General features: G+C 67.4%; 26 protein-coding genes. 12 read left to right on the top strand and 14 right to left on the bottom strand.

All coding sequences use genetic code 11. The features are described from left to right. Position 1 precedes the first annotated feature (1 nt). Complete coding sequence (locus tag ACOFKS_RS07335) at positions 2-490, bottom strand: hypothetical protein (protein ID WP_419808582.1); 489 nt, start codon at positions 488-490, stop codon at positions 2-4. Positions 491-1,105: 615 nt separating this feature from the next. On the opposite strand from ACOFKS_RS07335, the gene ACOFKS_RS07330 reads away from it, so the two are divergent. The 6 genes from ACOFKS_RS07330 to ACOFKS_RS07305 all read left to right on the top strand — a co-directional run bounded on the left by ACOFKS_RS07330 (position 1,106) and on the right by ACOFKS_RS07305 (position 3,529). Further along, the gene (locus ACOFKS_RS07330) at positions 1,106-1,660 is read left to right on the top strand and encodes a hypothetical protein (RefSeq protein WP_419808581.1); all 555 of its coding nucleotides are present in this window, start codon (positions 1,106-1,108) and stop codon (positions 1,658-1,660) included. Positions 1,661-1,665: 5 nt separating this feature from the next. Further along, positions 1,666-1,890, top strand: a complete 225-nt coding sequence (locus ACOFKS_RS07325) for a hypothetical protein (protein WP_419808580.1) — start codon at positions 1,666-1,668, stop codon at positions 1,888-1,890. Next, a complete protein-coding gene (locus ACOFKS_RS07320) occupies positions 1,830-2,333 on the top strand; it encodes a site-specific integrase (protein WP_419808579.1) in 504 nt (167 codons plus the stop codon). Before ACOFKS_RS07325 ends, ACOFKS_RS07320 begins: the two co-directional genes overlap by 61 nt. After that, positions 2,333-2,521: a hypothetical protein gene (locus ACOFKS_RS07315; protein WP_419808578.1), complete on the top strand. Its 189-nt coding sequence runs from the start codon at positions 2,333-2,335 to the stop codon at positions 2,519-2,521. Before ACOFKS_RS07320 ends, ACOFKS_RS07315 begins: the two co-directional genes overlap by 1 nt. Positions 2,522-2,970: 449 nt before the next feature. Continuing rightward, positions 2,971-3,138, top strand: coding sequence for a helix-turn-helix domain-containing protein (locus ACOFKS_RS07310; RefSeq protein ID WP_419808577.1), 168 nt, complete (start codon positions 2,971-2,973; stop codon positions 3,136-3,138). Positions 3,139-3,337: 199 nt separating this feature from the next. Further along, positions 3,338-3,529, top strand: a complete 192-nt coding sequence (locus tag ACOFKS_RS07305) for a hypothetical protein (protein WP_419808576.1) — start codon at positions 3,338-3,340, stop codon at positions 3,527-3,529. A 416-nt stretch (positions 3,530-3,945) separates the two neighbouring features. Here ACOFKS_RS07305 and ACOFKS_RS07300 read toward each other — a convergent pair whose 3' ends face one another. Then, positions 3,946-4,413 carry a hypothetical protein gene (locus ACOFKS_RS07300; protein ID WP_419808575.1) on the bottom strand — a complete coding sequence of 156 codons (468 nt, stop codon included), beginning with the start codon at positions 4,411-4,413 and terminating at the stop codon, positions 3,946-3,948. 121 nt (positions 4,414-4,534) lie between these two features. Here ACOFKS_RS07300 and ACOFKS_RS07295 point away from each other — a divergent pair, with 121 nt between their 5' ends. After that, positions 4,535-5,056, top strand: a complete 522-nt coding sequence (locus ACOFKS_RS07295; protein WP_419808574.1) for a DUF1993 domain-containing protein — start codon at positions 4,535-4,537, stop codon at positions 5,054-5,056. Between the two features lie 363 nt (positions 5,057-5,419). On the opposite strand, the gene ACOFKS_RS07290 is transcribed toward ACOFKS_RS07295, so the two are convergent. Next, positions 5,420-5,629, bottom strand: a complete 210-nt coding sequence (locus ACOFKS_RS07290; RefSeq protein ID WP_419808573.1) for a hypothetical protein — start codon at positions 5,627-5,629, stop codon at positions 5,420-5,422. A 315-nt stretch (positions 5,630-5,944) separates the two neighbouring features. Between ACOFKS_RS07290 and ACOFKS_RS07285 the strand changes: the two genes are divergently transcribed. After that, complete coding sequence (locus ACOFKS_RS07285) at positions 5,945-6,316, top strand: DUF6481 family protein (protein ID WP_419808572.1); 372 nt, start codon at positions 5,945-5,947, stop codon at positions 6,314-6,316. Positions 6,317-6,329: 13 nt separating this feature from the next. Further along, positions 6,330-6,989: a spermidine synthase gene (locus ACOFKS_RS07280; protein WP_419808571.1), complete on the top strand. Its 660-nt coding sequence runs from the start codon at positions 6,330-6,332 to the stop codon at positions 6,987-6,989. A 24-nt stretch (positions 6,990-7,013) separates the two neighbouring features. Here the strand turns inward: ACOFKS_RS07280 and ACOFKS_RS07275 are convergent, their stop codons facing one another. From ACOFKS_RS07275 to ACOFKS_RS07260, 4 genes are all read right to left on the bottom strand, one after another. After that, entirely contained in the window at positions 7,014-7,940 is a 927-nt protein-coding gene (locus tag ACOFKS_RS07275; protein ID WP_419808570.1) for a hypothetical protein, read from the bottom strand. A 57-nt stretch (positions 7,941-7,997) separates the two neighbouring features. After that, the gene (locus ACOFKS_RS07270; protein WP_419808569.1) at positions 7,998-8,525 is read right to left on the bottom strand and encodes a DUF5991 domain-containing protein; all 528 of its coding nucleotides are present in this window, start codon (positions 8,523-8,525) and stop codon (positions 7,998-8,000) included. Further along, positions 8,443-9,563 (bottom strand): IS3 family transposase gene (locus ACOFKS_RS07265; protein ID WP_419807427.1). Its coding sequence is split into 2 segments (ribosomal slippage): positions 8,443-9,314 and positions 9,314-9,563, totalling 1,122 coding nucleotides; the frame shifts between segments, so codons are not numbered across the junction. Before ACOFKS_RS07265 ends, ACOFKS_RS07270 begins: the two co-directional genes overlap by 83 nt. Before the next feature lie 132 nt (positions 9,564-9,695). Continuing rightward, complete coding sequence (locus tag ACOFKS_RS07260; RefSeq protein WP_419808568.1) at positions 9,696-10,076, bottom strand: hypothetical protein; 381 nt, start codon at positions 10,074-10,076, stop codon at positions 9,696-9,698. A 198-nt stretch (positions 10,077-10,274) separates the two neighbouring features. Between ACOFKS_RS07260 and ACOFKS_RS07255 the strand changes: the two genes are divergently transcribed. After that, on the top strand, positions 10,275-10,991 hold the full coding sequence (locus tag ACOFKS_RS07255; RefSeq protein ID WP_419808567.1) for a zinc ribbon domain-containing protein: 717 nt from the start codon (positions 10,275-10,277) through the stop codon (positions 10,989-10,991). 18 nt (positions 10,992-11,009) lie between these two features. Here ACOFKS_RS07255 and ACOFKS_RS07250 read toward each other — a convergent pair whose 3' ends face one another. The 7 genes from ACOFKS_RS07250 to ACOFKS_RS07220 all read right to left on the bottom strand — a co-directional run bounded on the left by ACOFKS_RS07250 (position 11,010) and on the right by ACOFKS_RS07220 (position 20,099). Then, positions 11,010-11,816 (bottom strand): esterase/lipase family protein, encoded by an 807-nt coding sequence (locus tag ACOFKS_RS07250; RefSeq protein WP_419808566.1) that lies wholly within the window; start codon positions 11,814-11,816, stop codon positions 11,010-11,012. Positions 11,817-11,865: 49 nt separating this feature from the next. Further along, positions 11,866-12,411, bottom strand: coding sequence for an N-acetyltransferase family protein (locus ACOFKS_RS07245; protein ID WP_419808565.1), 546 nt, complete (start codon positions 12,409-12,411; stop codon positions 11,866-11,868). Then, positions 12,408-13,493 (bottom strand): alpha/beta fold hydrolase, encoded by a 1,086-nt coding sequence (locus ACOFKS_RS07240; protein ID WP_419808564.1) that lies wholly within the window; start codon positions 13,491-13,493, stop codon positions 12,408-12,410. The genes ACOFKS_RS07245 and ACOFKS_RS07240 overlap by 4 nt, the downstream gene beginning before the upstream one ends. 113 nt (positions 13,494-13,606) lie before the next feature. Continuing rightward, positions 13,607-13,954 (bottom strand): hypothetical protein, encoded by a 348-nt coding sequence (locus tag ACOFKS_RS07235; protein WP_419808563.1) that lies wholly within the window; start codon positions 13,952-13,954, stop codon positions 13,607-13,609. Positions 13,955-14,014: 60 nt separating this feature from the next. Next, positions 14,015-15,550, bottom strand: coding sequence for an efflux transporter outer membrane subunit (locus tag ACOFKS_RS07230; RefSeq protein WP_419808562.1), 1,536 nt, complete (start codon positions 15,548-15,550; stop codon positions 14,015-14,017). Further along, complete coding sequence (locus ACOFKS_RS07225; RefSeq protein ID WP_419808561.1) at positions 15,550-18,837, bottom strand: efflux RND transporter permease subunit; 3,288 nt, start codon at positions 18,835-18,837, stop codon at positions 15,550-15,552. Before ACOFKS_RS07225 ends, ACOFKS_RS07230 begins: the two co-directional genes overlap by 1 nt. Further along, positions 18,837-20,099, bottom strand: a complete 1,263-nt coding sequence (locus ACOFKS_RS07220) for an efflux RND transporter periplasmic adaptor subunit (protein WP_419808560.1) — start codon at positions 20,097-20,099, stop codon at positions 18,837-18,839. Before ACOFKS_RS07220 ends, ACOFKS_RS07225 begins: the two co-directional genes overlap by 1 nt. A 130-nt stretch (positions 20,100-20,229) precedes the next feature. On the opposite strand from ACOFKS_RS07220, the gene rpiA reads away from it, so the two are divergent. Together rpiA and tkt are read left to right on the top strand one after the other, a co-directional pair. Then, complete coding sequence (rpiA, locus tag ACOFKS_RS07215; protein ID WP_419808559.1) at positions 20,230-20,898, top strand: ribose-5-phosphate isomerase RpiA; 669 nt, start codon at positions 20,230-20,232, stop codon at positions 20,896-20,898. Positions 20,899-20,952: 54 nt separating this feature from the next. Beyond that, entirely contained in the window at positions 20,953-23,040 is a 2,088-nt protein-coding gene (gene tkt / locus ACOFKS_RS07210) for a transketolase (protein WP_419808558.1), read from the top strand. The last annotated feature ends 61 nt before the right edge of the window (positions 23,041-23,101 follow it).

The following is a 23,101-nucleotide window of genomic DNA, read 5'->3' as shown; positions in this document are numbered from 1 at the left end:
CTCAGCCCTCAACGCGGATGTCGGGGACGAGGTCGAAGCACAGCTCGCAGTGGCCATGCTTGACGAGTTTGTGCAGCGGCGTGTCGGTCGGCGGGCGGTCGGTGGTGCCGCAGACCTGCAGGACGTGCTCGGCGGCGTCGCGCTCGGCCAGCTTGAAGTGGTCGACCGCCCACGCCTTCACGCGGCGGACGCGGGTGCCGGGCGCGAAGCTGTGGCGCTTGGTCTGCTCGAGGTAGTGGATGGTGACGTCGATCTTGCGGCACTTGGCGAGATGCAGCTTCGCGCCGTGTTTGATGTGGTGCGGGCGCTTGTGGCCGTGCCACTCGATCGGGTCGTCATCCTCGTCGTGGAAGAGGATGAACTCCTCGTCGATCTCGATGCCGGCTTCCTTGATGGAGACGTGGACGACCTCGATCGAGGCGTCGTCGGGCAGATCGACCTCGACGAGGCGATTGTGACCCTGGATGGCGATGAAGACGGTGTGGGACATAGGGCTTGGCTCCTGATCAGGCGGCGAACCGGCCGCCCTCAAGAACCCCAGCGAAATTGGCCCCGTGGATTCGGGAAGGAAATTTTAGTCTGGGCAAAAAGCTTATGCACGAGCCGATCGACGCTCAAAGCCAGCTGAATGGATGTCTGCTTCTGAATTTTAGCCGACGGGAAGTTGCATGTCCGCTGTCGGCCCAAGGGCCGCCATTGAGTTGCCGGGCTGGCAAACGGCCTGAGTGGAGGGTCGCGATCGCGCGCCCACAGCATGCCAAATCATGCCACAGAAGCCGAAAGAAAGTGTGGGACGAAACGTGGGGACAACTCTCGTCATATCATCCGAAATGGCGTAGTTCCGCCACTTTGCGCTTGACGATGGTGACCCCTACGAGAATCGAACTCGTGTTTTCGCCGTGAGAGGGCGGATAAACGAACATCCTGCTACAATCTGACACGAGAACGCCTGTCGAACATCGGCAGAAAACTGCCATTCGCCGGTTCAGATTGTGTCAGCGAGTCGCAGCGTGTACATTCCCCAAGCTTTACCCAAGTGCGTCGGAGGCAGGTCGACATTGGCAGGACGGTCAAGGATGTACGGCTCCAGGATCGAGCAGCGCGCATGCGGTTACCGGTCAGTTCGGACATATACTGGCGCGCCATAACCGAAGGATGTCACATCGGATACTACCGCGGCGAGCGCGGCGGCAAGTGGGTGGTGCGCTATCGCAAGCCCGGCGGCGGCAAGGGCTACACCAAGATCCGCATCGGCGAAGCTGACGATGTCCGGGATGCCGACGGCGAGATCGTCCTCGACTGGAAGCAAGCCCAGACTAAGGCGCACGAGTGGTTCGATGATCAGGCGCGCGGCGGCGTGAAGCCGGCCGGGCCGTTCACCGTCGCTGCGGCCCTCGACGAATATACCGCAAGCGTGAAGGCGCGCACGGGTGCGATTCCTACCGACATGAGATCGCGAGTGGAGGAGATCATCAAGCCGGTGCTGGGCCATCACGAGGTGGCGAACCTCACCCAGAAGATCATCGGGGACTGGCACGAAGCTCGGGCGAACTCGCCGGCGAGGCTACGAACGAAGCGAGGCGCGGAGAAGCAGAACGAGCGCAGCGTCGACGACAAGAAGCTCTGCGAAAGCGGCGCTCCACCGCCAACCGGGACCTGACCGTGTTGAAGGCGGCGCTCAATCGTGCGGCCGAGTCGCGTGATTGGATGCCGATCGCCGCGTGGTCGAAAGTGAAGCCCTTCAAGGGCGTGGACGTCGCCAAGCGCCGTTACCTCAACGACGACGAGGCACGGCGACTGGTCAGCGCCAGCGAGCCTGAGTTCGGCCGATGGTCCGGGCAGCGCTGCTCACCGGCGACCGATATGGCGAGCTTCGTCACGCTCAGGTGAAGGATTATGATCGGCAGTCGTGCACCGTCTATCTGGTCGAGACGAAGAACGCGGAGCCACGGCCGGCATATCTCGACGAGGACGGGGTGGCGATGATCGAGACGGCCATCGCCGGCAAGAAGCCCGCCAGCTTCATCTTCGTCCGGCCGGATGGCACGCAATGGCAACGTAGCCAGCAGCTACGGCGGATGAACGACGCATTCGATCGCGCGAACATCGACAAGACCAGGTTCCACGACCTGCGTCGCACCTACGGCGCGCGTCTCGCTCGCGCTGGGGTGCCGATGGCCGTGATCGCCGAGGCGATGGGCTACAAGGACGAGCGCATCACCCGGAAGCACTACGCCCACTTGGCGCCGAGCTACGTGAGCGAGACAGTTCGGAATGCGATCTCGGGCATGGGCATCGGCGAGCCCAGCAGCGTGACGAGCATCGCGGGCTGATGCCGGCCAGCGGTGTCGTTGTGGTCGAGGTAAGCCCCTTTCAGGCCCGCTCGATCTTGTGGTGGCTTGAGGGCGTCGAGCGCCAGCAGCATAGCACTCCCCTCGGGCTGCTCGCCGAGGCGCTGGCCGGCTTACGTGATCAGCACGACGTCACCTCGCTTGCGGCCAAATTCCGGAAGGTAGCGTAACGGAAGCGCGTGGGCGACCGTTCAAGCCTGTGACGGTTCAGCTCACGCGCGAGGACGCCGCGTGGTTGGCGCGCAAGGGAGAGCGTCTCGGAATGTTCGGTCGGCGGCTGCGACCTTCGCTGCCGCCTGAAGTTCAGCTGCTGGTTCACTCCTGTTCTCAAGCGATCCACAAGAGACACGGCCGCAAGATGCTCGAGCGCGACGGGCTCGTCTCGACCCTGAGCCGTCAGCACATAGACGAACGACATCGCAAACGCCTTCGCCGTCGGCAACGTGAATAAGCGGACCGGCTGGCGATGATCGCAGACTATCGAGGCATTCTCGCGCAGGCCCTGATGGACGCCGGAAAATCTATCTGAATTGTCGCCACTCCCTCGCGGCGGCATCCTGAAACATCCTGCAACGGTCTGAACAGTCGCTGATGTGCGGCTGGGACAAGGAGACCGTCGATGCAAGCCATCACCACCACGGTTAAGCACGCCGCAAGTCTGATCGGTGTCAGCCGCTGTTCGATTTACCGGCTCATCAACGAGGGGAAGGTCGCCTCCGCCAAGGTTCGCGGTCGCCGCCTCATCAAGGTCGATAGCCTCCACGCGCTCGTGGACCAAGCAACGTGATCGAGGATGTTCACAGCAGCAGCGGCGAGCGGCCGTAAAACGCGAAAGGGCCGGACCGCCACAGTCCAGCCCTCCACAATCTTGCTCATCAGCAGCGCTGTCAACTATAACGAGCCGGCGGATCGAGTTCAAGATTTAGGTCCGCCCCCTCGGATCATAGCGACGCATTGGCTGCGGTCCGAAACGAGGGAGGCAGCCGATGGCTGATTCCTCCCGCTTAGCTGCTCTTTTCCATCTGCCGCCGCACCTCGCAGCCCTCCAGATGCTGGTCGACCGGTGCCCCACGGTCGAGGACAAGAAGTGGCTCATTGTCACGGCCGGATCGTGCGAGGCAATCGGGCGCGACGACGGGTTCGTCATGGTCATTGCTAACATGCTGGAGACGGCATGATGGGCGGCGTGGTCCAGTTTCCCTACACGCGCGGCGACGGTCGCGGCGTCGTCCACGTCATGGGGGACGGCATCAGCGGTTTCGAAATCGGGCACGAAAGTGCGTCCGGGAATAGTTGGGGCAGTTTCTCCACCTATGCTTCCGGGGAGGAGGCGATCACGGCAACCTTCGCACTCAACCGTGATTCTATGGCGGCGCCTGCGACGTGTTCATCTGCGACGCCGCCAGACAGAACGCTTGCCCGAACGTCGGCCTTGCCTCAATCCCGGGGGAAGTCTGATGCTGATGAACCCTTATGCCGCCTACGGTCAGCAGGGTGAGAGCCGCTGCGTGACCGACCTGCCGCGCATCTGCCGCTGGCGCTTAGCGGCACCTCGACTTCACAACGGCGTCTAAAATTGAAAGCGGCGCGTCCACTATGAAAGCCCACGACGCCTCACAGCCGCTATCACTTTTTGATTTATCGAATGCCTGGTCGCCAACTGCCGCTCAGAAAAGTTGCGCTTCCGCATTGTGCTCTGCTGGAACTGGTATTCCCAATCGTTGATGACCCCGCGCTCGTGAAAGAACGCGGTTGCATCCGGGCCGATCGCTTTATCTGGGTCGGCTCGGACACGCTTCAGGGACTGGAAAATCAAATCGGACCGGAAGCCCAGGAACCGCTTCACGCACACGTTGCCGACGTCCACCGATTTGGCGGCCGTAGAATTGGAGATGGTACACAACTCGATGATCGGGAAATGGCCGCACAGACAGGTCTCGGGCTCGTCGGCTTCGGAAATCTCGATAAGGCGCCACTCTTTTTTGGCCACCTCCCAATCGGTGGCTCGGCTCAGTGCCAAGATCGCGGCCTTGAGCTGCTGAAAGTTGTACCCGTCTCCCATTCCCCGATCCTCAGCTCACAGGCGGTGACATTTCGAGCACTTCGTAGATCGCTTTTAGCTTTGCCCAAGCCGCATCGAGCATGGGCTTGACGGGGCTGAACCGAGGGCTGCACAGACAGACATGACCTTCTCCCTTCATGCGGCCATCATCCCGTCCCAGGTGCAAATCCTGCGTGCCTCCGCTGCTCTGATCGACAAGGCCGAAGCGTTCTGCGCCGAGCGCAACCTTTCGCCGGACACCCTGATCCAGGCGCGGCTTGCCGACGGCATGCTGCCTTTCGCCTATCAGGTGAAGTCGATGGCGGTGCATTCGCTCGGCGCGATTGAGGGCGTGCGCAAAGGCGTGTTCGGGCCCGATATGACGCCGCCGCCATCCGACTTCGCGGGGCTGAAGATGCGCCTTACCGAGACGCTGGCCGGACTCGAGGCGATCGATCCAGCGGAGGTTGACGGCTTTCTCGGCCGCGACATGCGCTTCGAGTTCGGTGAGCGTCGCATGGAGTTCCTGGCGGAGGAGTTCCTGCTCTCTTTCTCGCAGCCGAACTTCTACTTTCATGCCACCACCGCGTACGACATCCTGCGCTGGAAAGGATTGCCGATCGGCAAGCGGGATTTCGCGGGAATGCCGCGCCTGAAGGGCTGACCGCTTAGATCTTACCAACGCGGCCTGCTTCGAGCCGACGGCCTATTCGAGGCTTTGCAGTTGGGTGAGAAACGCAACCGGGGGGGCTTGCTCAGTGGCTCGATCTGAGTACGTTCGTTGACCAAGCGTTAGCTCGCGTGCATTCCGCGACTCGGATTCCATAAATCCAATAAAATCAACAGCGAAGGATTTTGACGGTATTCTTGACGGTATTCTGAATTGTTCGGTCAAGTTAAATCGTCAGAAATCAATGCGTTGATGTGTCAGGAAACAATCAATGGGAGAGACGAACCCGCCGTCACCTGCCGCTTCGCACCATCCTGGCTCCAAGCCGACAGCGTCGATCGCGATGGGAAGGAAGGCTCAGCCGATCGTCATCGCCAGATCGGCGATGTGTTCGGCGTCGAGCGTGCGACGCAGCCCGGCTTGGCCGTGGAGGACAAGATAACTGCGCGCGCGGGCGGGGCCATCGAGCGTGTGCCAGCGTAGGAGGCAGTCGGCGACGCTCGCGCGGAACGGCTGGTGCAGCGTCCAGGTAAGTTCGGCGGTCGCTTGGCGGTCGGTCTGGGGCATGATTGCGTTCTAGATGCGCGCGATGAAGGGCGCGTTAGCGGCGCGTGCAGGGACCGAGGAGATCGCCTGCTGCGCCGCAGCGGTACTATTGCGACAGAAATCGCACCGCTGCTAAACGTCGCCGACAGAACTATTTGCGGCGCGATATCGGGCACTCGTGGCACTTATGACTGATACCGCGTCGATGGCGATGTCGGCGGTCGCAGCGGGCCCGTGGCGTACCCCGTCTATTGCAGCGTCAAATTGAGCTGCTGGTGCGGCTGGGTTGACATAGCCCCCTTTAACGCGACGGCTTTTCTGGTAGAGCGTCAGGCCATGGCTGCATACAAGACCCCCACTTTCGAAGATCGCGCCGCCTCTGCCCGCGCGGCGAAGGACCAGGCGCTGGAGAAGCTCCGCAACAAGGCGGCGCCCGACCCCGAGCAGGTCGCGGCCCGCGCGGCGGCGCGCGCGGCGCGCGACGCCGTCGAGGCCGAAAAGCGCGCGGCGCGGCAACAGGCGCTGGCCGATGCCAAGGCCGCCAAGGAACAGGCGCGCGCCGAGGCGAAGGCCGCGGCGGAGGCGGCCGCCGAGGCCGCCGCCGCGCTGCGTCGTCCGGCCCCGCCGCCCAAGATGCCGACCGCCGAAGAGATGAAGGCGGCGCGCGACGCGCGCTACGCCGCTCGCAAGGCACGCCAACGCGGGTGACCGCCGACCGCTCATGACACCGCGCACGCTGGTCGGCGTCGCCGAGGTGCCGGGTGGCGAGCCGCTGCGGCTCTTCCAACGCGGTGCGGACTTCATGATCGTGCTCGACCGCAACGAGCTGATGAGCACGCGGATGAGCGGCTCCGAAGTGGCGTTGGGGACGATGGCCTGCGCGCGGTTGGCGACGCGCGCGCCGCGGCTGCTGATCGGCGGCTATGGCATGGGCTTCACGCTGCGCGCCGTGCTGGGCGAGGTCGGTGCGGACGCACGGGTGACCGTGGCCGAGCTGGTGTCGGGCGTGGTCGAGTGGGCGCGGGGTCCGATGGCGGCGCTGACCGACGGTTGCCTGGACGATGCGCGCGTGACGCTGCGGATGGGCGATGTCGCCGATGCGATCCGTGACGGGGGCTGGGACGCGATCCTGCTGGATGTCGACAATGGCCCGGACGGACTGACACGGGCGGCGAACGATCGGCTCTATTCGGTGGCGGGCCTGGCGGCGGCGCGGGCGGCCTTGCGGCCGGGGGGCGTGCTGGCGGTGTGGTCGGCGGCGCCCGACCCGGCGTTTGCACGCCGGCTGGAGCGCGCGGGCTTCGCGGTCGACGAGGTGCGGGTCCGGGCGCGGGAGAACGGTAAGGGCGCGGCGCACGTGATCTGGTTCGCGACCGTCTGACCACCCGCGCCGCATCGCGACGACCTACCAATCCGGGATCACGTTGAGCGCGTCGATCGCAGACGACCCGGTCCGGCGCTTGCACCAGCCGTCGAGCGGCCAGACCAGCAGCCCGCCGAGTACCAGTCCGGCGACGAAGGCGACCATGAACGGGCCGAACGCCATCTCGGCATAGCCGGTGCCGGTGATCGCGCCCGCGACCGCGACGGTCGCGCACAGCGCGCCGATCAGCACGACGATCTCCAGCGCCAGCACCGCCAGCAGCAGCGGCGCGTGCCACGCCTTGGTCGGGTGCGCGCGTTCCAGAGCGGCGGCACGCTCGCGGTGATGGCGCTGATCGGTGTCCTCCGCCGCGAGCGCGCGGCGATACTGGGCGGGCGACAGGGCGGCGTCGCCGAACCATTTGCCGATCGCGGCGAAGATGCCGCCCATCACCGCGATCGTCGCGAAGGCGACGTAGAAGGAGCGCGGCTGGTCGGTGCCGAGCGCCGCGATCACGACGAGGCACGATGTGCCGACGGCGATGGTGAGATAGCCGACGCGGCCGCTGAAATCAGGATCGCGGGCGGGGGCCACCACCGGGCGATGCGCCAGCGCGCGGGCCGGGGCGTCGGCATACCAGCGTTGCGAGACGTAGAGCGCCAGCGCGACCAGCGACAGCACGATGCCGACCGCGACGGCGGTCAGATCCGGGCTGCTATCGGCCATCATCTCGCGCACGACGAGCCAGGCCGCGCCGCCACAGCCGACGAACGCCGCCGCGTGACCGAGCAGCGCGCGCATGCCCGCGGCGACGAAGGCGTCCCGCTCGGCCATGGCGACGCGGATGGCGGGGCCGTGGCCATGGCGGCGGAACAGATAGCCGCCATCGGTGCGCTCGAACTGCGTGGCGACGCCGGCCCAGCGGTCGATCGGCATCAGGCGTTTGCGCGGGGGAAGACCGTTGCTCACGAGAGTACCTCCTTGATGGGGGCCACCGCTCCCGGCACCGGGAGCGGTGGCAATGTCTCAACGCGCGGGGCGGAACAGCCTGCCCGTGGTGCGCGTGAGGTCGCTGCCGGGGCGAAGCGCCTGCAGTCGGGTGACGAGGCCATGGTTCGTGCGGGTCATCCTGAACAGCGGCGCGCCCATGGCATAGGGACCGGCGTTGCGGAAATTATAGTATTTGATGACCACCGAATCCATCTCCGGCGTGGCGGTACATTGCAGCCGTTCGTAGAGCTGAAAGCCCTCGCCGGTCAGCAGGCAGCCGGTGGCACCGGCCGACGGACCGAGGCGCAGCGTGTAGGTGCGAAAGGCGACGATGCCTTCGCCCGGCGCGTCCCCGCCGTGGCGGCCGACATTCTCCTCCCAGACATAGCTGCCATACCAGGTCGGCAGCGGTGCGGCGGCGGCGACGGTGGGCAGTGCTGCGGCGGCGGTCGCGAGGGCGAGGATGACCTGCTCCCCGTTTTCAGGCCGCTGATAACTTAGCTTCAGTGTCCATATGCCCCTGGCGGGGGCAGTTGGTGAACTCGGCGGGTGCCAACCCGCCAAGGCTGCTGTGCGGACGCACGGTGTTGTAGTCCGTCCGCCATGCCTCGATGATCCGTCTTGCCGCGGCCAGCGATGGGAACAGGTGCTCGTTCAGGCACTCGTCGCGCAAGCGACCATTAAAGCTTTCGACGAAGCCGTTCTGCTGCGGCTTGCCCGGCGCGATGTAATGCCAGTCGACCCCGGTATCCTGGCACCAGGCAAGAACGGCGTGACTGGTCAGCTCGGTGCCATTGTCGCTGACCACCATGCACGGCAGCCCGCGACGTTCGGCGATAGCGCTCAGCTCACGAACGACCCGCCGACCGGACAGCGACGTATCGACGATGCAGGCCAGGCATTCCCGGCTGTAATCGTCGATGACGTTGAGCAAGCGGAACCGCCGGCCGCAGGCCAATGCATCCGATACGAAGTCGAGCGACCAGCGCTGGTTGGGCTCCTGCGGGATTGCCATCGGCGCCCGCGTGCCCAGCGCGCGCTTGCGCCCGCCACGCTTGCGTATCGTCAGCCGCTCCTCGCGATACAGCCGATACACCTTCTTCAGGTTCATGCCCTTGCCCTCACGCTGCAGCAGGATCGCCAGCCGCCGGTAGCCGAACCGACGACGCTCGTTCGCGATCTCACGCATCCGCTCGCGGACAGCATCGTCCTTCCCGCGAAGCGGCTCATATTGCCATGCCGACCGATTGACCCCGATCAGCCTGCAGGCGCGACGCTCGGAGAAGCCGTGATCGGCCATCAGCTTCTCCACCGCAGCATAGCGCTCTGCAGACCGGGTCAGTTTTTTCCCAGCAGATCCTTAAGCGCCGACACGTCCAGCATCGACTCCGCCAGCAGCTTCTTCAGGCGTCGGTTCTCATCCTCGAGCGCCCGCAACCGCGCCGCGTCGGACACCGTCAGCCCGCCGTACTTCGACTTCCAATTGTAGAACGTCGCATCGCTGATCCCGTGCTTGCGGCACAGGTCCGCCGTCTTCACGCCAGCCTCGTGCTCGCGCAGCACGCCAATGATCTGATCCTCGGTAAATCGGCTTCGCCGCATCGCTCGTCTCCATCTGACGAGCTAACTTACCAATGGCATGATTTCCGGGGAGCAGGTCAAGGAGGGCGGCGTTCTTGAGCGTGCAGATCATTTTTATTCTCCCATGGGGGGTGGATCGAACGTGGTTCGGCGTCACCGCGTCGTGAGCGGCATGCGGCCGGTCAGGGGGGTGATGGCGTAGTCGGTGCCGCCGCGCGGCGACGGCCACATCGCGACCTGGAAGCGCTGTTTCGCGGCGCACAGGTTGAGCGTCCATTGCTCCGCATGGCCACCGCGTGAGCGAGTGACCGGCGGCGTGGCCCGTGCCGGCAGGACGCGCATGTCGGCCGAAAAGACGAACGAGCAGCCGCCGGTCGCCTTGGAATAGGCGGCGATGTCGCGCAGCACGTCGACCGCGAGCTGGCGGCTGGCGAGGGTCTGCCCGGTGATGCGGATGTCGTAGGCGGCGGCGGGTTGGCTGGCGACGGCGGACCCGGCGACGATCGCGGCGGCGATCAGGTGCTTCAGCGTCATGGTCGTTCTCCTGTCGATCCTCGGGGGCGAGGATGCGTTCGGCGGCCGTTCCCGACCGCCCCTGTAATTAAGCAGTGTTCAGTTTAACTGAAAATGAACAACGCTCATTTAATTTCTGGTCGGCTGATCGGGCCGATGGTGTGTGTCCGGAACGATCTTTCGGACCGCGCGTCGTTCCGGTGACGAGGGAGAACGGCGATGGCATTTTGCACCGAGTGCGGCGCGGCGGTCCCCGTCGGCGCGAAGTTCTGCCCAGAATGCGGCAAGCCGGTCGCTATCGACGCGGCGGCGGTCGTGACGTCGCCGGGGCCGACGCCCCCGCCACCCGTTCAAGTGCCGCAACCCGTTGCCCAATCCCCGATCCATCCCGCCACTCAGGCTACACCCCACTTCGGGCCGCAGTTCACACCGCAGCTCGCGCGGCCGGCGTCAGGCGGAGGTGGGGCGATCTGGATCCTGCCGGTGCTGGTCTTCGTCGCAATGGTGGCGGTGGCTTATGTGTTCCTGATGCGACGCGATCGTGCGCCGACGTCGGCAGCGCCAACCGCGGTTACGGCGACGGCGGTCGACCGCGACGGGCTCAGCGTGCCCACAACGCACACGATGCCGACCGGCGCGACGGTAACGGCCACGACGCTCGACTCGGCGTTCTCCATCGATCCAGCCGGCGCGGCATTGCGCTACACCGGGCCGATCGCTGTCACCGGGCTGATCGCCTCTATGGTCCAGCCGGGCGCGACGCCGTCGCTGTCGATGGAGGGGCGTAACCGCTTCAACTATATGGTGGTGAGTTTCCCCACGGGTTATGGACCGCGGCTGGCGACGCTGAGCAGGGGGCTGACGATCACCGTCGCGTGCGATCAGGTCCGTTCGCTGGCGGGCACGACCATGCTGTCGGGATGTCGATTGCCCTGACGGACCGTCCGGTGCGGCTCAGGCGCGACCGGAGACCGGATACATCCAGCCGGTCACGCCCGACCGATCGAAACGCCGCAGTTCGCCCGGCTTGCGCGCAAGCCGGTCGGCGACCGCGTAGAGCACGCTCGGATTGACCCCCAGCCCGCAATGCGAGCCGTGGACCTCGATATTTTCGGCAAGGTCGCTCTCGTCCTCGCGGCAATTCTCCCACGCCACGACGCCGTCGCCCTTGGTGTAGATCGCGGTGGTCGGGATACCAGGGCGCGCCGAGATCTCCGCCATCATCGCCTGCGTGTGCGCCTCGTCGATCTTCTTGCCGCTCATCATCTCATACAGCTTCCAGACGTTGGATGCCTTGGGGCTGCCCGCGAAGGGCGAGCCGAGCGTGACGACCTGACGGACGTGATCGGGCGCGCGGCGGGCGAGGAGGCGAGCCATGATGCCGCCGAGGCTCCAGCCGACCAGGCTGACCTTCTGCCCCGTCGCCTCGTGGACCTGACGCAGCCGTTCGACCAGATGCTCGCCCGACTCGCCGATCGCACGGGGGCCGAGGTTGCGGCCGAGGTTCCAGGTATGCGCGTCGTAGCCGAGCGTCCGCAGGAAGCGGCGGAGCACGCGGGTCGACGTGTCGCTGGTCATAAAGCCGGGCAGGACCAGCACCGGATGGCCGTCGCCGCGCGGCGCCGTCGCCAGCAACGTGCCCATCGACATCGCGAGCGAACTCCACTCCGCCATCGCGCGGGGCAGCTCGGTCAGCGCGAGCAGCGCCGACGGCGGCTTGATCTCATGGGTCGGACGGACATCGAGGGCGGCGGTCGCCATCAGGTTTCTCCTTGCAACGGGCTATAACCTACTGAAGCGGCGTTAAGTTTCATGCCGTGCCGAAGGCGCGATGGCGGGCGGCGACGCGGCCGGCATCGTGGCTGAGGATCGCGAGATCGTGCGACTGGCCGTCGCGCCCGCGCACCTGATCCTTGAGCAGCGCCTCGGCCCGGAAGCCGAGGCTTTCGAACAACGCCACCGAGCCTCCCTGATCGGGCGTCATCCGCGCGGTCAGCTTGGCGAGGCCGCGCCCGTGCGCGATCGCGAACACCGCTTCCAGCAGGTCGCGGCCGAGCCCCGCGCCGCGCCGGTCGCCGGCGACCAACAGCCGCACCTCACCCACATGCGCGCTCCAGCCGAGCGGATCGCGCACCAGCGCCGCCGTGCCGACCACCGGTCGGCCCTCGCCATCGAGATCCTCGGCGATCAGGCTGTCGATCCAGCCCTCGCCGATCGCGTCGAGCCACGCCTCGATCACGCGCGGATGCTTCAGGTCGCGGCCGAGGAACAACAGGTCGTGCTCGTCCAGCGTGTCGACGAACGCGGCGACGCGGTCCCGGTCGCCGGGGTCGAAGCGTCTGATCTTGTGACTCATACGCTGCGTTGTCCCAACCAGTCGACCAGCTTGGGCCACAAGCGCTTGATCGCGTTGCCGCCCGCGACAAGACTGACGTGGCCGCCCTTCATCACCACCTCTTCCTTGTCCGTCGCGCCGATCATCCCGAGCAGCGGCGCGGAGGCGGCGGTGGGAACGATATGGTCGTGGAGCGCCGCGACGTGCAGGAACGGCACCCGGATCGCGGCCAGGTCGATCGCGCGGCCGCCGACCGCCATGGTGCCACCGAGCAGCCGGTTGTCCCACATCAGCTGCTTGACGGTCTCGCGGAAATATTCGCCCGCCAGCGGCAGGATATCGCTCGCCCAGCGATCGAACATGCGGAACGACCGGACGAACGCCTCGTCATGGAGCTGATCGACGACGCGGATCTGCTGGGCGACGCGCGCGCCGGGGCGCAGCATGTCGAAGGCGGTATAGAGATAGTCGCCCGGACAGTTGCCGAGCGTGTCGACCAGCCGGTCGACGTCGAAGAAACGGCGGTCCGCCCAGCTCTGGAACATCTCCATCGCGGTGAAGTCGACCGGCGTGGTAAAGGTGACGAGGTTACGAAGCCCCGCCGTCTCACCCTCTAGCGCGCCCCACAGCAGCGACAGCACGCCGCCGAAGCAATAGCCGACCACGGTCAGCTCGGCCTCGCCCGTCTCGCGCTTCACCCGCTCGACCGCGGCGGGCAGGAAGTCGAGGACGTAGCTCTCCAGCGTCAGCGTGCGCTCGTCGGTGCGCGGTGCCTCCCAGTCGAGCATGAACACGTCGAAACCGGCGCGCAGCAGGTATTCGACCAGGCTCTGCCCCGGCACCATGTCGAAGATATAGCCGCGGTTGGTCGTCGCCATCACCAGCAGGATCGGCACGCGATACACGTCGTCGACGAGCGGCCGATAGTGGTAGAGCCGCATCGTGCCGCGTTCGATCAGCACGTCCTTGGCCGACGCGCCGAGCTGTGGCCCGGCGGTGGTGAAATACTCCAGCCCCTTCAGATTGCGCTGCATCGCGCGCTCGAACTCGGACGCGGCGGCGGTCAGCAACTCTGGGACTAGGAGGTCGGGGGCGGTGGCCATGAGCTAGGCACGGACCGCGATGGTCGCGTCATTCCCGCGAGAGCGGCGACCCATCACCGACGCGCGGGTGCTGGGTCCACGCTGTCGCGAGGATGACGGCAGAATAACGGTCTTCAAGCGATAGGCTCTGGTGGTTTGCGCCCGCGCGTCGGCTTGGCTCTTGCCGGCGCCCGCACCGGCGCGCCGGTCAGATGCCCTTCGATCCGCTCCAGCGCCGCCTCGATCCGGCCGATCCGCGCCGACAGGTCCGCGACCACGGTACGGCTCGGCAGGTTGGCGGCGGCGAGTGCGCGCTCGGTCATCCCGTTCATCGCCGCCTGCGCGTCCAGCTGCGCGTTCTGCGCGCCGTTCATCGCCTGCGACCACTGATCCGTCTTGAGCGCATCGCCGCCGACGCCGGCGGCGAGCTTCTCCCACTCACCCAGCATGGTGCGGAAAAAGGCGCTGGGATCGGTGGCCATGCCGCGCAGCATCCGCGCAGCATGGTCGTGCGTCAAGGGGCGAAGCCCGACGCGGTCGCGCTATCGACCGGGTGTCACGGGACCGGCGGCGGTCGCGTCGAGGGTCGAGTCGCCGCCCAGCGCTCGATACAGCGCCACCCGGTTGCTGGCGCCGACCAGCGCGGTCGCGACCAGCGTCCGTTGCGCGGTGTAAAGCGATCGCTGTGCGTCGAGGCTGGATAGGAAGGTGTCGATCCCACCCTGATATCGCGCGTTGACGAGCGTCAGCGTGGTCGCGGCGGCAGCGGCGAAGCGCTTGTTCGCGGTCAGCTGCGCGTCGACGGTGCCCTGCCGCGCCAGCGCGTCGGCGGTCTCCTGAAACGCGGCTTGGATCGCCCGCTCATAGCTGGCCAGTGCCGCATCGCGCTGTGCCCGCGAGTAGGCGACGTTGGCCCGGCCCGCGCCGGCGGAGAAGATGTTGTAGCTGGCGGTCGGCGCGACCGAATAGTTGAACGCGCCGCCGCTGAACAACGACGACAGCGCGGTTGAGGCGAAACCGAGCAGTCCGGTCAGCGACAGCCGGGGGAACAGCGCCGCCCGCGCCGCGCCGATGTCGCCGTTGGTGGCGCGCAGCAGATACTCGGCCTGGACCACGTCGGGCCGGCGCAGCAGCACGCCGCTGTCGATGCCTGCGGGAAGCGCGACGATGCCGGGTGTCGCGTCGTCGATCCCGGCGGGCAGCAGCGCGCCCTCGACCGGCGCGCCGACCAGCAGCTGCAACGCGTTGCCGTCCTGCGCCACCAGCGTCGTCTGTTGCGCGACATCCGCCTGCGCGGTGAAGAGGATTTGCTGCGCCTGCGCCAGGTCGACGCGCGAGCTGATCCCGCCGACCAGCCGTGCGTTGGTCAGCCGCACGCTCTGCTGCGCGGCGGTGGCGGTGTCCTGCGCCAGCTTGAGCAGCGTGCGGTCGGCGGCGAGCTGCAGCCATGCATCCGCGACGTCGCCGACCAGCGTCAGCCGGGTCGCGCGCGCCGCCGCCTCCGTCGCGAAATAGCGATCGAGCGCCGCGCCCGTCAGCGAACGGACGCGCCCGAACAGATCGATCTCGAACGCGGTGGCGCCGAGGCTCACCGCATAGGAATTGCGCGCACCGCCCGACGAGGTGGTGACGGTGCCACCCGTCGCCGTGCCCCCCGTCGTGGTCCCGGTGCCGCCCGTCGTGGTGCCCGAACCCGTCGTGCCCGTGGTGCTGGTGCTCGTCGTGCCGTTTCCGCCGTCGGTCCGGGTGAAGCGGGCACTGGCGTCGATCGCCGGGAACAGGTCGCCGCGCTGGATGCGGTACTGCGCGCGCGCCGCGTCGATGTTGGCGACCGCGACGCGCAGGTCGCGACTGTTGGCCAGCGCGCGGCCGATCACCTGTTGCAGCCGCGGGTCGGTGAAGACCTGGGCGTAGGTCACCGTCGGCAGCGCCGCCTCCGACTGGCGCAGATAGGCGTCGCCGACCGGCCACGACGGCGGCACCGGCAGCGCGGGCCGCTCGTAATGCGGGTTGAGCGAGCAGGCGGAGAGCAGGCTCGCGACCAGCAGTCCGCCGATCACGGAACGCGGGCGGCCCATCACGACGGCTCCGGCAGCAGGGGCCGGTCCGGCGGTGCGGGCAGCGCCAGCGGCGGCTCGTCGTCGCCACCCCTGCCATCGTCGCGCCCGTGCGCGCCCGGATGCCCGGTTGGCCGCCCGCGCAGCTTGGCGATGCCGTCGCGCACGCCGCGCCGGACCAGGACGAAGAAGAAGGGGATGAAGAAGATCGCGAGCAACGTCGCGGTCAACATGCCGCCGATCACCGCCGTCCCGATCGCGATGCGGGCGTTGGCACCGGCGCCGGTCGAGATCGCGAGCGGCATGACGCCGAAGATGAAGGCGAAGGAGGTCATCAGGATCGGGCGCAGACGAATACGCGCCGCTTCCAGCGCCGCGTCGATCACGCGCGCGCCCTTGCGCTCGGCCTGTTCGGCGAACTCGATCATCAGGATCGCGTTCTTCGACGCCAGCCCCATCGTCGTCAGCAACCCGATCTGGAGGTAGACGTCGTTGATGAGCCCGCGCAGCGTCACCGCGACGATCGCGCCGATCAGCCCCAGCGGGATGATGAGCAGCACCGCGACCGGAATCGTCCAGCTCTCGTACAGCGCCGCCAGGCACAGGAACACGACCAGCAGCGACAGGCCGTACAGCAACGGCGCCTGCCCCGAGGACAGTTTCTCCTGATAGCTCAGCCCCGACAGCGCGACGCTGGTGCCGGGCAGTTTGGCCGCCAGCTCCTGCATCCGGGCGAGCGCGTCGCCCGAGCTGCGGCCTTCGCCCGCCGACCCCTGAAACTCGTAAGAAGGAATGCCGTTGAACCGCGACAGCACGGACGGTGCCTGGCCCCACCCGGTCGTCGCGAAGGCATTGAAGGGCGCCATCTCGCCGCTCGTCCCGCGCACGAACCATTGCCCCAGGTCGGACGGCTGCGCGCGATACGGCGCGTCGCCCTGAACATAGACGCGCTTGACGCGGCCGCGATCGACGAAGTCGTTGACGTAGCGTCCACCCCATGCGGTCGACAGGGTCGTGTTGACGTCTGCCTGGCTGAGGCCGAGGGCGGCGAGTTGCTGTTGGTCGACGTCGACCTTCAGCGTCGCCTGGTCGGGCAGTTCCGTGACGCGGACCGAGGCCAGGACCGGATCGTCCTTGGCGGCGGCGAGCAGCTTGTCCTTGGCCGCCGCGAACGCCATCGCCGACAGACCGCCGGTGTTCTGGAGTTCGATGGTGAAGCCGTTGGACTGGCCGAGGCCACGGATCGCGGGCGGCACCAGCGCGAAGACCTGCGCGTCGCGAAAGCCACGAAACGCGCCCGACGCACGCGCGATGATCGCGTCCGCGCCGTTCTTCGTGCCCTTGCGATCCGCCCAGTCGGTCAAGGCCAGAAACCCCTGGCCCGTGTTCTGCCCCGACGCGCCGCCGCCGCCGCCGCCGGCCACGGTGAACATGGTCGAGACGTTGCCCTTCTCATAGGTCAGGAAATAACGCTCGACCTGCTGTTGCACCTCCAGCGTCCGCGTCTGCGTGGCACCGGCCGGCAGCTGGAACTGGACTGAGGCGCCGCCCTGATCCTCGGTGGGCAGGAACCCGGTCGACAGCCGCAGGAACAGCACCGCCAGCAGCGCCACCGTGCCGACATAGATCAGCAGGAACAGCCACTTGCGGTCGATCACGTGCCGGACGCCGGCGATGTAGCGGTCGGTGGTGCGGTCGAAGCCGGTGTTGAACTTGTCGCGCGCGACCTCTCCCCAATGCGCGACGCGCGGTAGCCGGCGTCCGACCCAGCCGCCCTCCGGCCTGCCGTCGGTGCCCTTGCGCTTCTGCTTGAGCAGGTTGGCGGTCAGCGCGGGCGTCAGCACCAGCGCCACCAGCACCGACAGGATCATCGCCGCGACCACGGTGATCGAGAACTGGCGATAGATGACGCCGGTCGACCCACCGAAGAACGCCATCGGCAGGAACACCGCCGACAGCACCAGCGCGATCGCGATCAGCGCGACGGTGATCTCGTCCATCGACTTGACCGTCGCGTCGTGCGGCGAGAGGTCGGGGTCCTCCTCCATCAGCCGCTCGACGTTCTCGACCACGACGATCGCGTCGTCCACGAGCAGTCCGATCGCCAGCACCAGCCCGAACAGGGTCAGCGTGTTGATCGAGAAGCCGGCGAGATAGAACACGCCGAACGTGCCGAGCAGCACCACCGGCACCGCGATGGTGGGGATCAGCGTCGCGCGCCAGCTTTGCAGGAAAACGAACATGACGACGATGACCAGCGCGATCGCCTCGATCAGCGTCTTTACGACCTCGTCGATCGACAGCTTGATGAAGGCGGTGGTGTCGGACGCATAGGCGATCTTGAACCCGGTCGGCATGCCTTTGGCGCGCGATTCGATCTCCGCCTTGACCAGTTCGGCGGTCTGGAGCGCGTCGGCACCGGGCGCGAGCAGCACGGCGATGCCCGCGCCGGGATGGCCGTTGACGCGACTGCGCGCGTTGTAGCTCTCCGCGCCCAGCTCGACATGGCCGATGTCGCTGATGCGGACGCTGGCGCCGTCGGTGGTGGTCTTGAGCAGGATGTTGGCGAACTGCTCCGGCGTCTGCAGCCGCGACTGCGCGGTGACCGTGGCGTTGAGATACTGGTTGGGCGGCGCCGGAAGCCCGCCGATCTCGCCCGCCGCAATCTCCGTGTTCTGCGCCTGCACCGCGGCGATGACGTCGCCCGGCATTAGCTGGAAGCTGGCGAGCTTGCCCGGATCGAGCCAGATCCGCATCGCGTATTGCGCGCCGAACACGTTGGTGTCGCCGACGCCGGGGATGCGCCCGAGCGGGTCCTGCAGGTTGGAGATCAGCCAGTCGGACACGTCCTGGTTGGTCCGCGTGTCGGTCTGGTCGTAGACGCCGACGATCAGCAGGAAGTCGGGGTTCGACTTGCGGACCACCAGCCCCTGTTGCTGCACGGTCGTCGGCAGCCGCGTCACCGCCTGCTGGACCTGGTTCTGGACCTGCACCTGCGCGATGTCGGGGTCGGTGCCCTTGCGGAAGGTTGCGGTGATCGAGACGGTGCCGCGCGAGCTGGACGACGAGCTGAAATAGAGCAGCCCGTCGATGCCGGTCAGCGACTGCTCGATGATCTGGGTCACCGAGTTCTGCACGGTTTCCGCCGACGCGCCCGGATAGGTGGCGCGGATCGACACCTGCGGCGGCGCGACGTCGGGATATTGCGCGATCGGCAGCGCCTGGATCGCGCCCAGCCCCGCCAGCATGATGATGATCGCGATCACCCAGGCGAAGATCGGGCGATCGATGAAGATGCGCGAAATCATCAGCCGCCCCGGCTGCCGCCGCCCCCGCCACCCGCCTTGGGTTCCTGGCCCGGCTTGGGCGGGGCCACCCGCTGCGGCGTGGTCGCGGGCACCGGACGGATCGCCGCGCCCGGCAGCAGCTTGGCGGTGCCCTGTACGATGACGCGGTCACCGGGTTTCAGCCCGTCGGTCACTACCCAATACTGCCCCTGCGTGCGGCCGGCGGTGACCTTGCGCTGCGCGACCTTGTTGTCGGGGCCGACCAGCAGCACGGTCGCATTGCCCTGCGGATCGTGGGTCACGCCCTGTTGCGGCACCAGAAAGGCGGTGCGGTCGACCGCCGCGACGAAGCTGGCGCGCACGAACATGCCCGGCAACAACATGCCGTCCGGATTGGGAAAGCGCGCGCGCAGCGTGACGGTGCCGGTGGTGGTGCTGACCAGCGCCTCGGCGAACTCGATCCGACCGGTCAGCGGATAGGTGCTGCCGTCCTCCAGCTTCAGCCGCACGGCGGCGCTACCGGGCGCGACGCCACCTTGGGCGAGGCTGCGGCGCAGCGCCAGCATCGCCGATGAGGACTGCTGGATATCGACGAACATCGGGTCCAGCCGCTGGATCTGCGCCAGCGGATCGGCCTGCGCCGCGTTGACCAGCGCGCCGACGGTGAACAGCGACCGACCGATGCGGCCGGAGATCGGCGCCGGCACGGTGGTGAAGCGCAGGTTGATCCGCGCGGTATCGAGCGCGGCGCGGTTCTGCGCCACCGTCGCCGACCCCTGCCGCGCCTGCGCGATGGCGTTGGTGTATTCCTGCTTAGAGACCGCCTCGATCCGCGCCAGCGGGGCGTAGCGCTGCGCCTGGATGCGGGTCGCCTCCGCGTTCGCCTGCGCGCTGGAAAGGTTCGCCTGCGCCTGTGCCACCGCCGCGCGATACAGCGACGGGTCGATCTCGTAGAGCGGCTGCCCGCGCCGGACCAGCGCGCCTTCGATGAAGTACCGCCGGCGGATGATCCCCGACACCTGCGGCCGGACGTCCGACGCCTCATAGGCGCTGGTGCGGCCAGACAGCTCGGCGGTGACCGGCGCGTCGGTCGCCTGGACGGTGACGAAGCCGACCTCCGCCGGACCGCCGCCCTGGCCACCGCGCCCGCCGGCGCCGGCGCCGCCGCCACCGCCGCTACTGTTGGCGCTGCTGGCGTTGCCGCCGCCGTCCTCCTTGCCGCACCCGGCCAGCAGCAGGGTCGCCACCAGTCCGATCGCCAGTGTCGTGCGCGAAGCGCTCAAGGCCTTGTCTCGTCTCGTCAAACCGCGGCGGCCATGCACCAAGGACAGCGACCTTGCCATAGCCCTGCGACATCTTGCGACACTTATTGTGCAGTCGCAGCAATGCGGGTTGCGTGATAGAAGGGGCGGGATGAGCGACACGGACAAGCGGATGGCGGCCGAGGCTGCGGTGGCGGAAGTGCGCGACGGCATGCTGGTCGGGCTCGGCACCGGCTCCACCGCCGCGCACGCGATCGCGGCGATCGGGCGGCGGGTGGCGGACGGCTTGCGGATTCGGGCGGTCGCGACGTCGGTCGCCAGCGCCGATCAGGCGCGCGGACTGGGCATCGAGGTGCTCGACTTCGCCGAAATGCCCCATGTCGACCTGACGATCGACGGCGCGGACGAGATCGACGGCGCGCTGCTGACCGTCAAGGGCGCGGGCGGCGCGATGCTGCGCGAAAAGGCCGTGGCGACGGCGTCGACGCGGATGGTGGTGATCGCCGACGGCGGCAAGCGCGTCGCGCGGATCGGCGCTGCGAAGCTGCCGGTCGAGGTGCTGCCCTTCGCCCGCGCGTTCGTGTTCGCGACGCTCCGCACGATGTTCGACGCGGTCGAGGCGCGGGGCGGGGGCGCTTACCTGACCGACAACGGCAATCTCGTCGCCGATTGCCTCGGCTGGCGCGGCGACGCCCACGCGCTCGCCGCCGCGTTGCAGGCGATCCCCGGCGTCGTCGGCCATGGCCTGTTCCTGACCGAAGTCGACGCCGCCTATATCGCGACCGACGGAATCGTTGCGACGCTGGAACGGGGCGGCTAGGCGCAACCCGTTGCGTCGCCCCGCGTTCGGGGTCGTGACTGAGCGAGGAATAGCATGACCGACGCACCCGCGACCGAGCCGGATACTGCAATTCACGAGGACGGCTCCCCCGAGCGCCTGCAAATCGATACGATCCGCACGCTGGCGATGGACGCCGTGCAAAAGGCGAACAGCGGCCACCCCGGCACGCCGATGGCGTTGGCGCCGGTCGGGCATACGATCTGGACGAAGTTCCTGCGCTACGACCCCGCGCAGCCGGACTGGCCCAACCGCGACCGCTTCGTGCTCTCGGTCGGCCATGCCTCGATGCTGCTCTACGCGCTGCTGTATCTGGCCGGCGTCGAGGAGATCGACGCCGACGGAAACAAGACCGGCAAGCCCGCGATGGGGCTCGACGATATCGAGCAGTTCCGGCAGCTGTCGTCGAAGACGCCGGGCCACCCCGAATACCGCCACACCACCGGCGTCGAGACCACCACCGGGCCGCTGGGCGCGGGCTGCGGCAACTCGGTCGGCATGGCGATCGCCGAGCGCTGGCTGGCGGCGCGCTACAACCGGCCGGGCTTCACGCTCTTCGATCACGACGTCTATGTCGTCTGCGGCGACGGCGACATGATGGAGGGCGTGTCGGCGGAGGCCGCCTCGCTGGCGGGTCATCTGAAGCTCTCGAACCTGTGCTGGCTGTACGACAGCAACCACATCTCGATCGAGGGCGCGACCAGTCTGGCGTTCGACGAGGATGTCGGCAAGCGGTTCGCCGCCTATGGCTGGAACGTCATCCATGTCGACGACGCCAACGACGTTCCGGCGCTGACCGACGCGCTGCAGGCGTTCCGCGACACCGACGATCGCCCGACCTTCATCGTCGTCCACTCGATCATCGGCTGGGGCAGCCCCAAGGCGGGCAGCGAAAAGGCGCATGGCGAGCCGCTGGGCGAGGACAATGTCCGCAAGACGAAGGAAGCCTATGGCTGGCCGGCCGACAGGGACTTTTATGTCCCCGACGGCGTCAAGAACGCGTTCGGCAAGGCGGTGGCGGATCGCGGCGGGGCCGCACGGTCGGCGTGGCAGGAGACGTTCGCGCGCTATCGGACCGAGCATGGCGACCTCGCCGCCGAGCTGGACCTGTTGTTGAAGGACAAGCTGCCCGAGGGCTGGGACGCCGATGTCCCCGTGTTTCCAACGGACGCGAAGGGCCTCGCCAGCCGCGACTCGGGGGGCAAGGTGCTCAACGCGCTGTCGGCGCGGGTGCCGTGGCTGCTCGGCGGCTCGGCGGACCTGTCGCCGTCGACCAAGACCGACATCAAGGGCAAGCAGTCGTTCGAGGCCGACAATTACGGCGGCCAGAACTTCCACTTCGGGGTGCGCGAGCACGGCATGGGCGCGGTGGTGAACGGCATGGCGCTGTCTCACCTGCGTGCCTACGGCTCCACCTTCCTCGTCTTCCTCGATTACATGCGCGCGCCGGTGCGGCTGTCGGCGATCATGGAGCTGGGCTCGGTGTGGGTTTATACGCACGACTCGATCGGGGTCGGCGAGGACGGTCCGACGCACCAGCCGATCGAGCATCTGGCGACGCTGCGCGCGATCCCCGGCCTCGACACGATCCGGCCGGGCGATGCGAACGAGGTCGCCTGGGCCTGGCGCGCGGCGATGGAACATGCCGATCGCCCGACCGCGCTGATCTTCTCGCGCCAGGCGCTGCCGACCCTCGATCGCGAGAAGTTCGCGAGTGCGGAAGGGGTGATGAAGGGCGGCTACGTCCTCGCCGACATCGACGACGCGGAAGTGATCCTGATCGCCACCGGCTCCGAGCTGGCGATGGTCGTCGACGCGCACGAGAAGCTGGCGGGCGAGGGGGTGAAGAGCCGCGTCGTGTCGCTGCCGAGCTGGTATCGCTTCGAGTTGCAGGACAAGGCGTATCGCGACTCGGTGCTGCCGCCGGCGATCAAGCCGCGCCTCGCGGTGGAGATGGCGGGCGAGATGGGATGGGACCGCTATGTCGGCAGCCATGGCGACACCGTCACCATGTCCACCTTCGGCGCGTCGGCGCCGCTCGCCAAGCTGCAGGACAAGTTCGGCTTCACGGTCGACAACATCGTCGCCAAAGCAAAAAAGCTGATCGCGGAAGCGAAGGGCTAGCCGAGCGGATCACACCACCGTCACCCCCGCGCAGGCGGGGGTCCCGCTTTTTCTTCTTCGG

It is taken from the genome of Sphingomonas sp. (genome assembly GCF_965200135.1).
In the GTDB taxonomy this organism is placed as follows: domain Bacteria; phylum Pseudomonadota; class Alphaproteobacteria; order Sphingomonadales; family Sphingomonadaceae; genus Sphingomonas.
The sequence above is the reverse complement of the archived record's forward strand: the minus strand, read 5'-3'. Positions and strand labels throughout refer to the sequence as shown.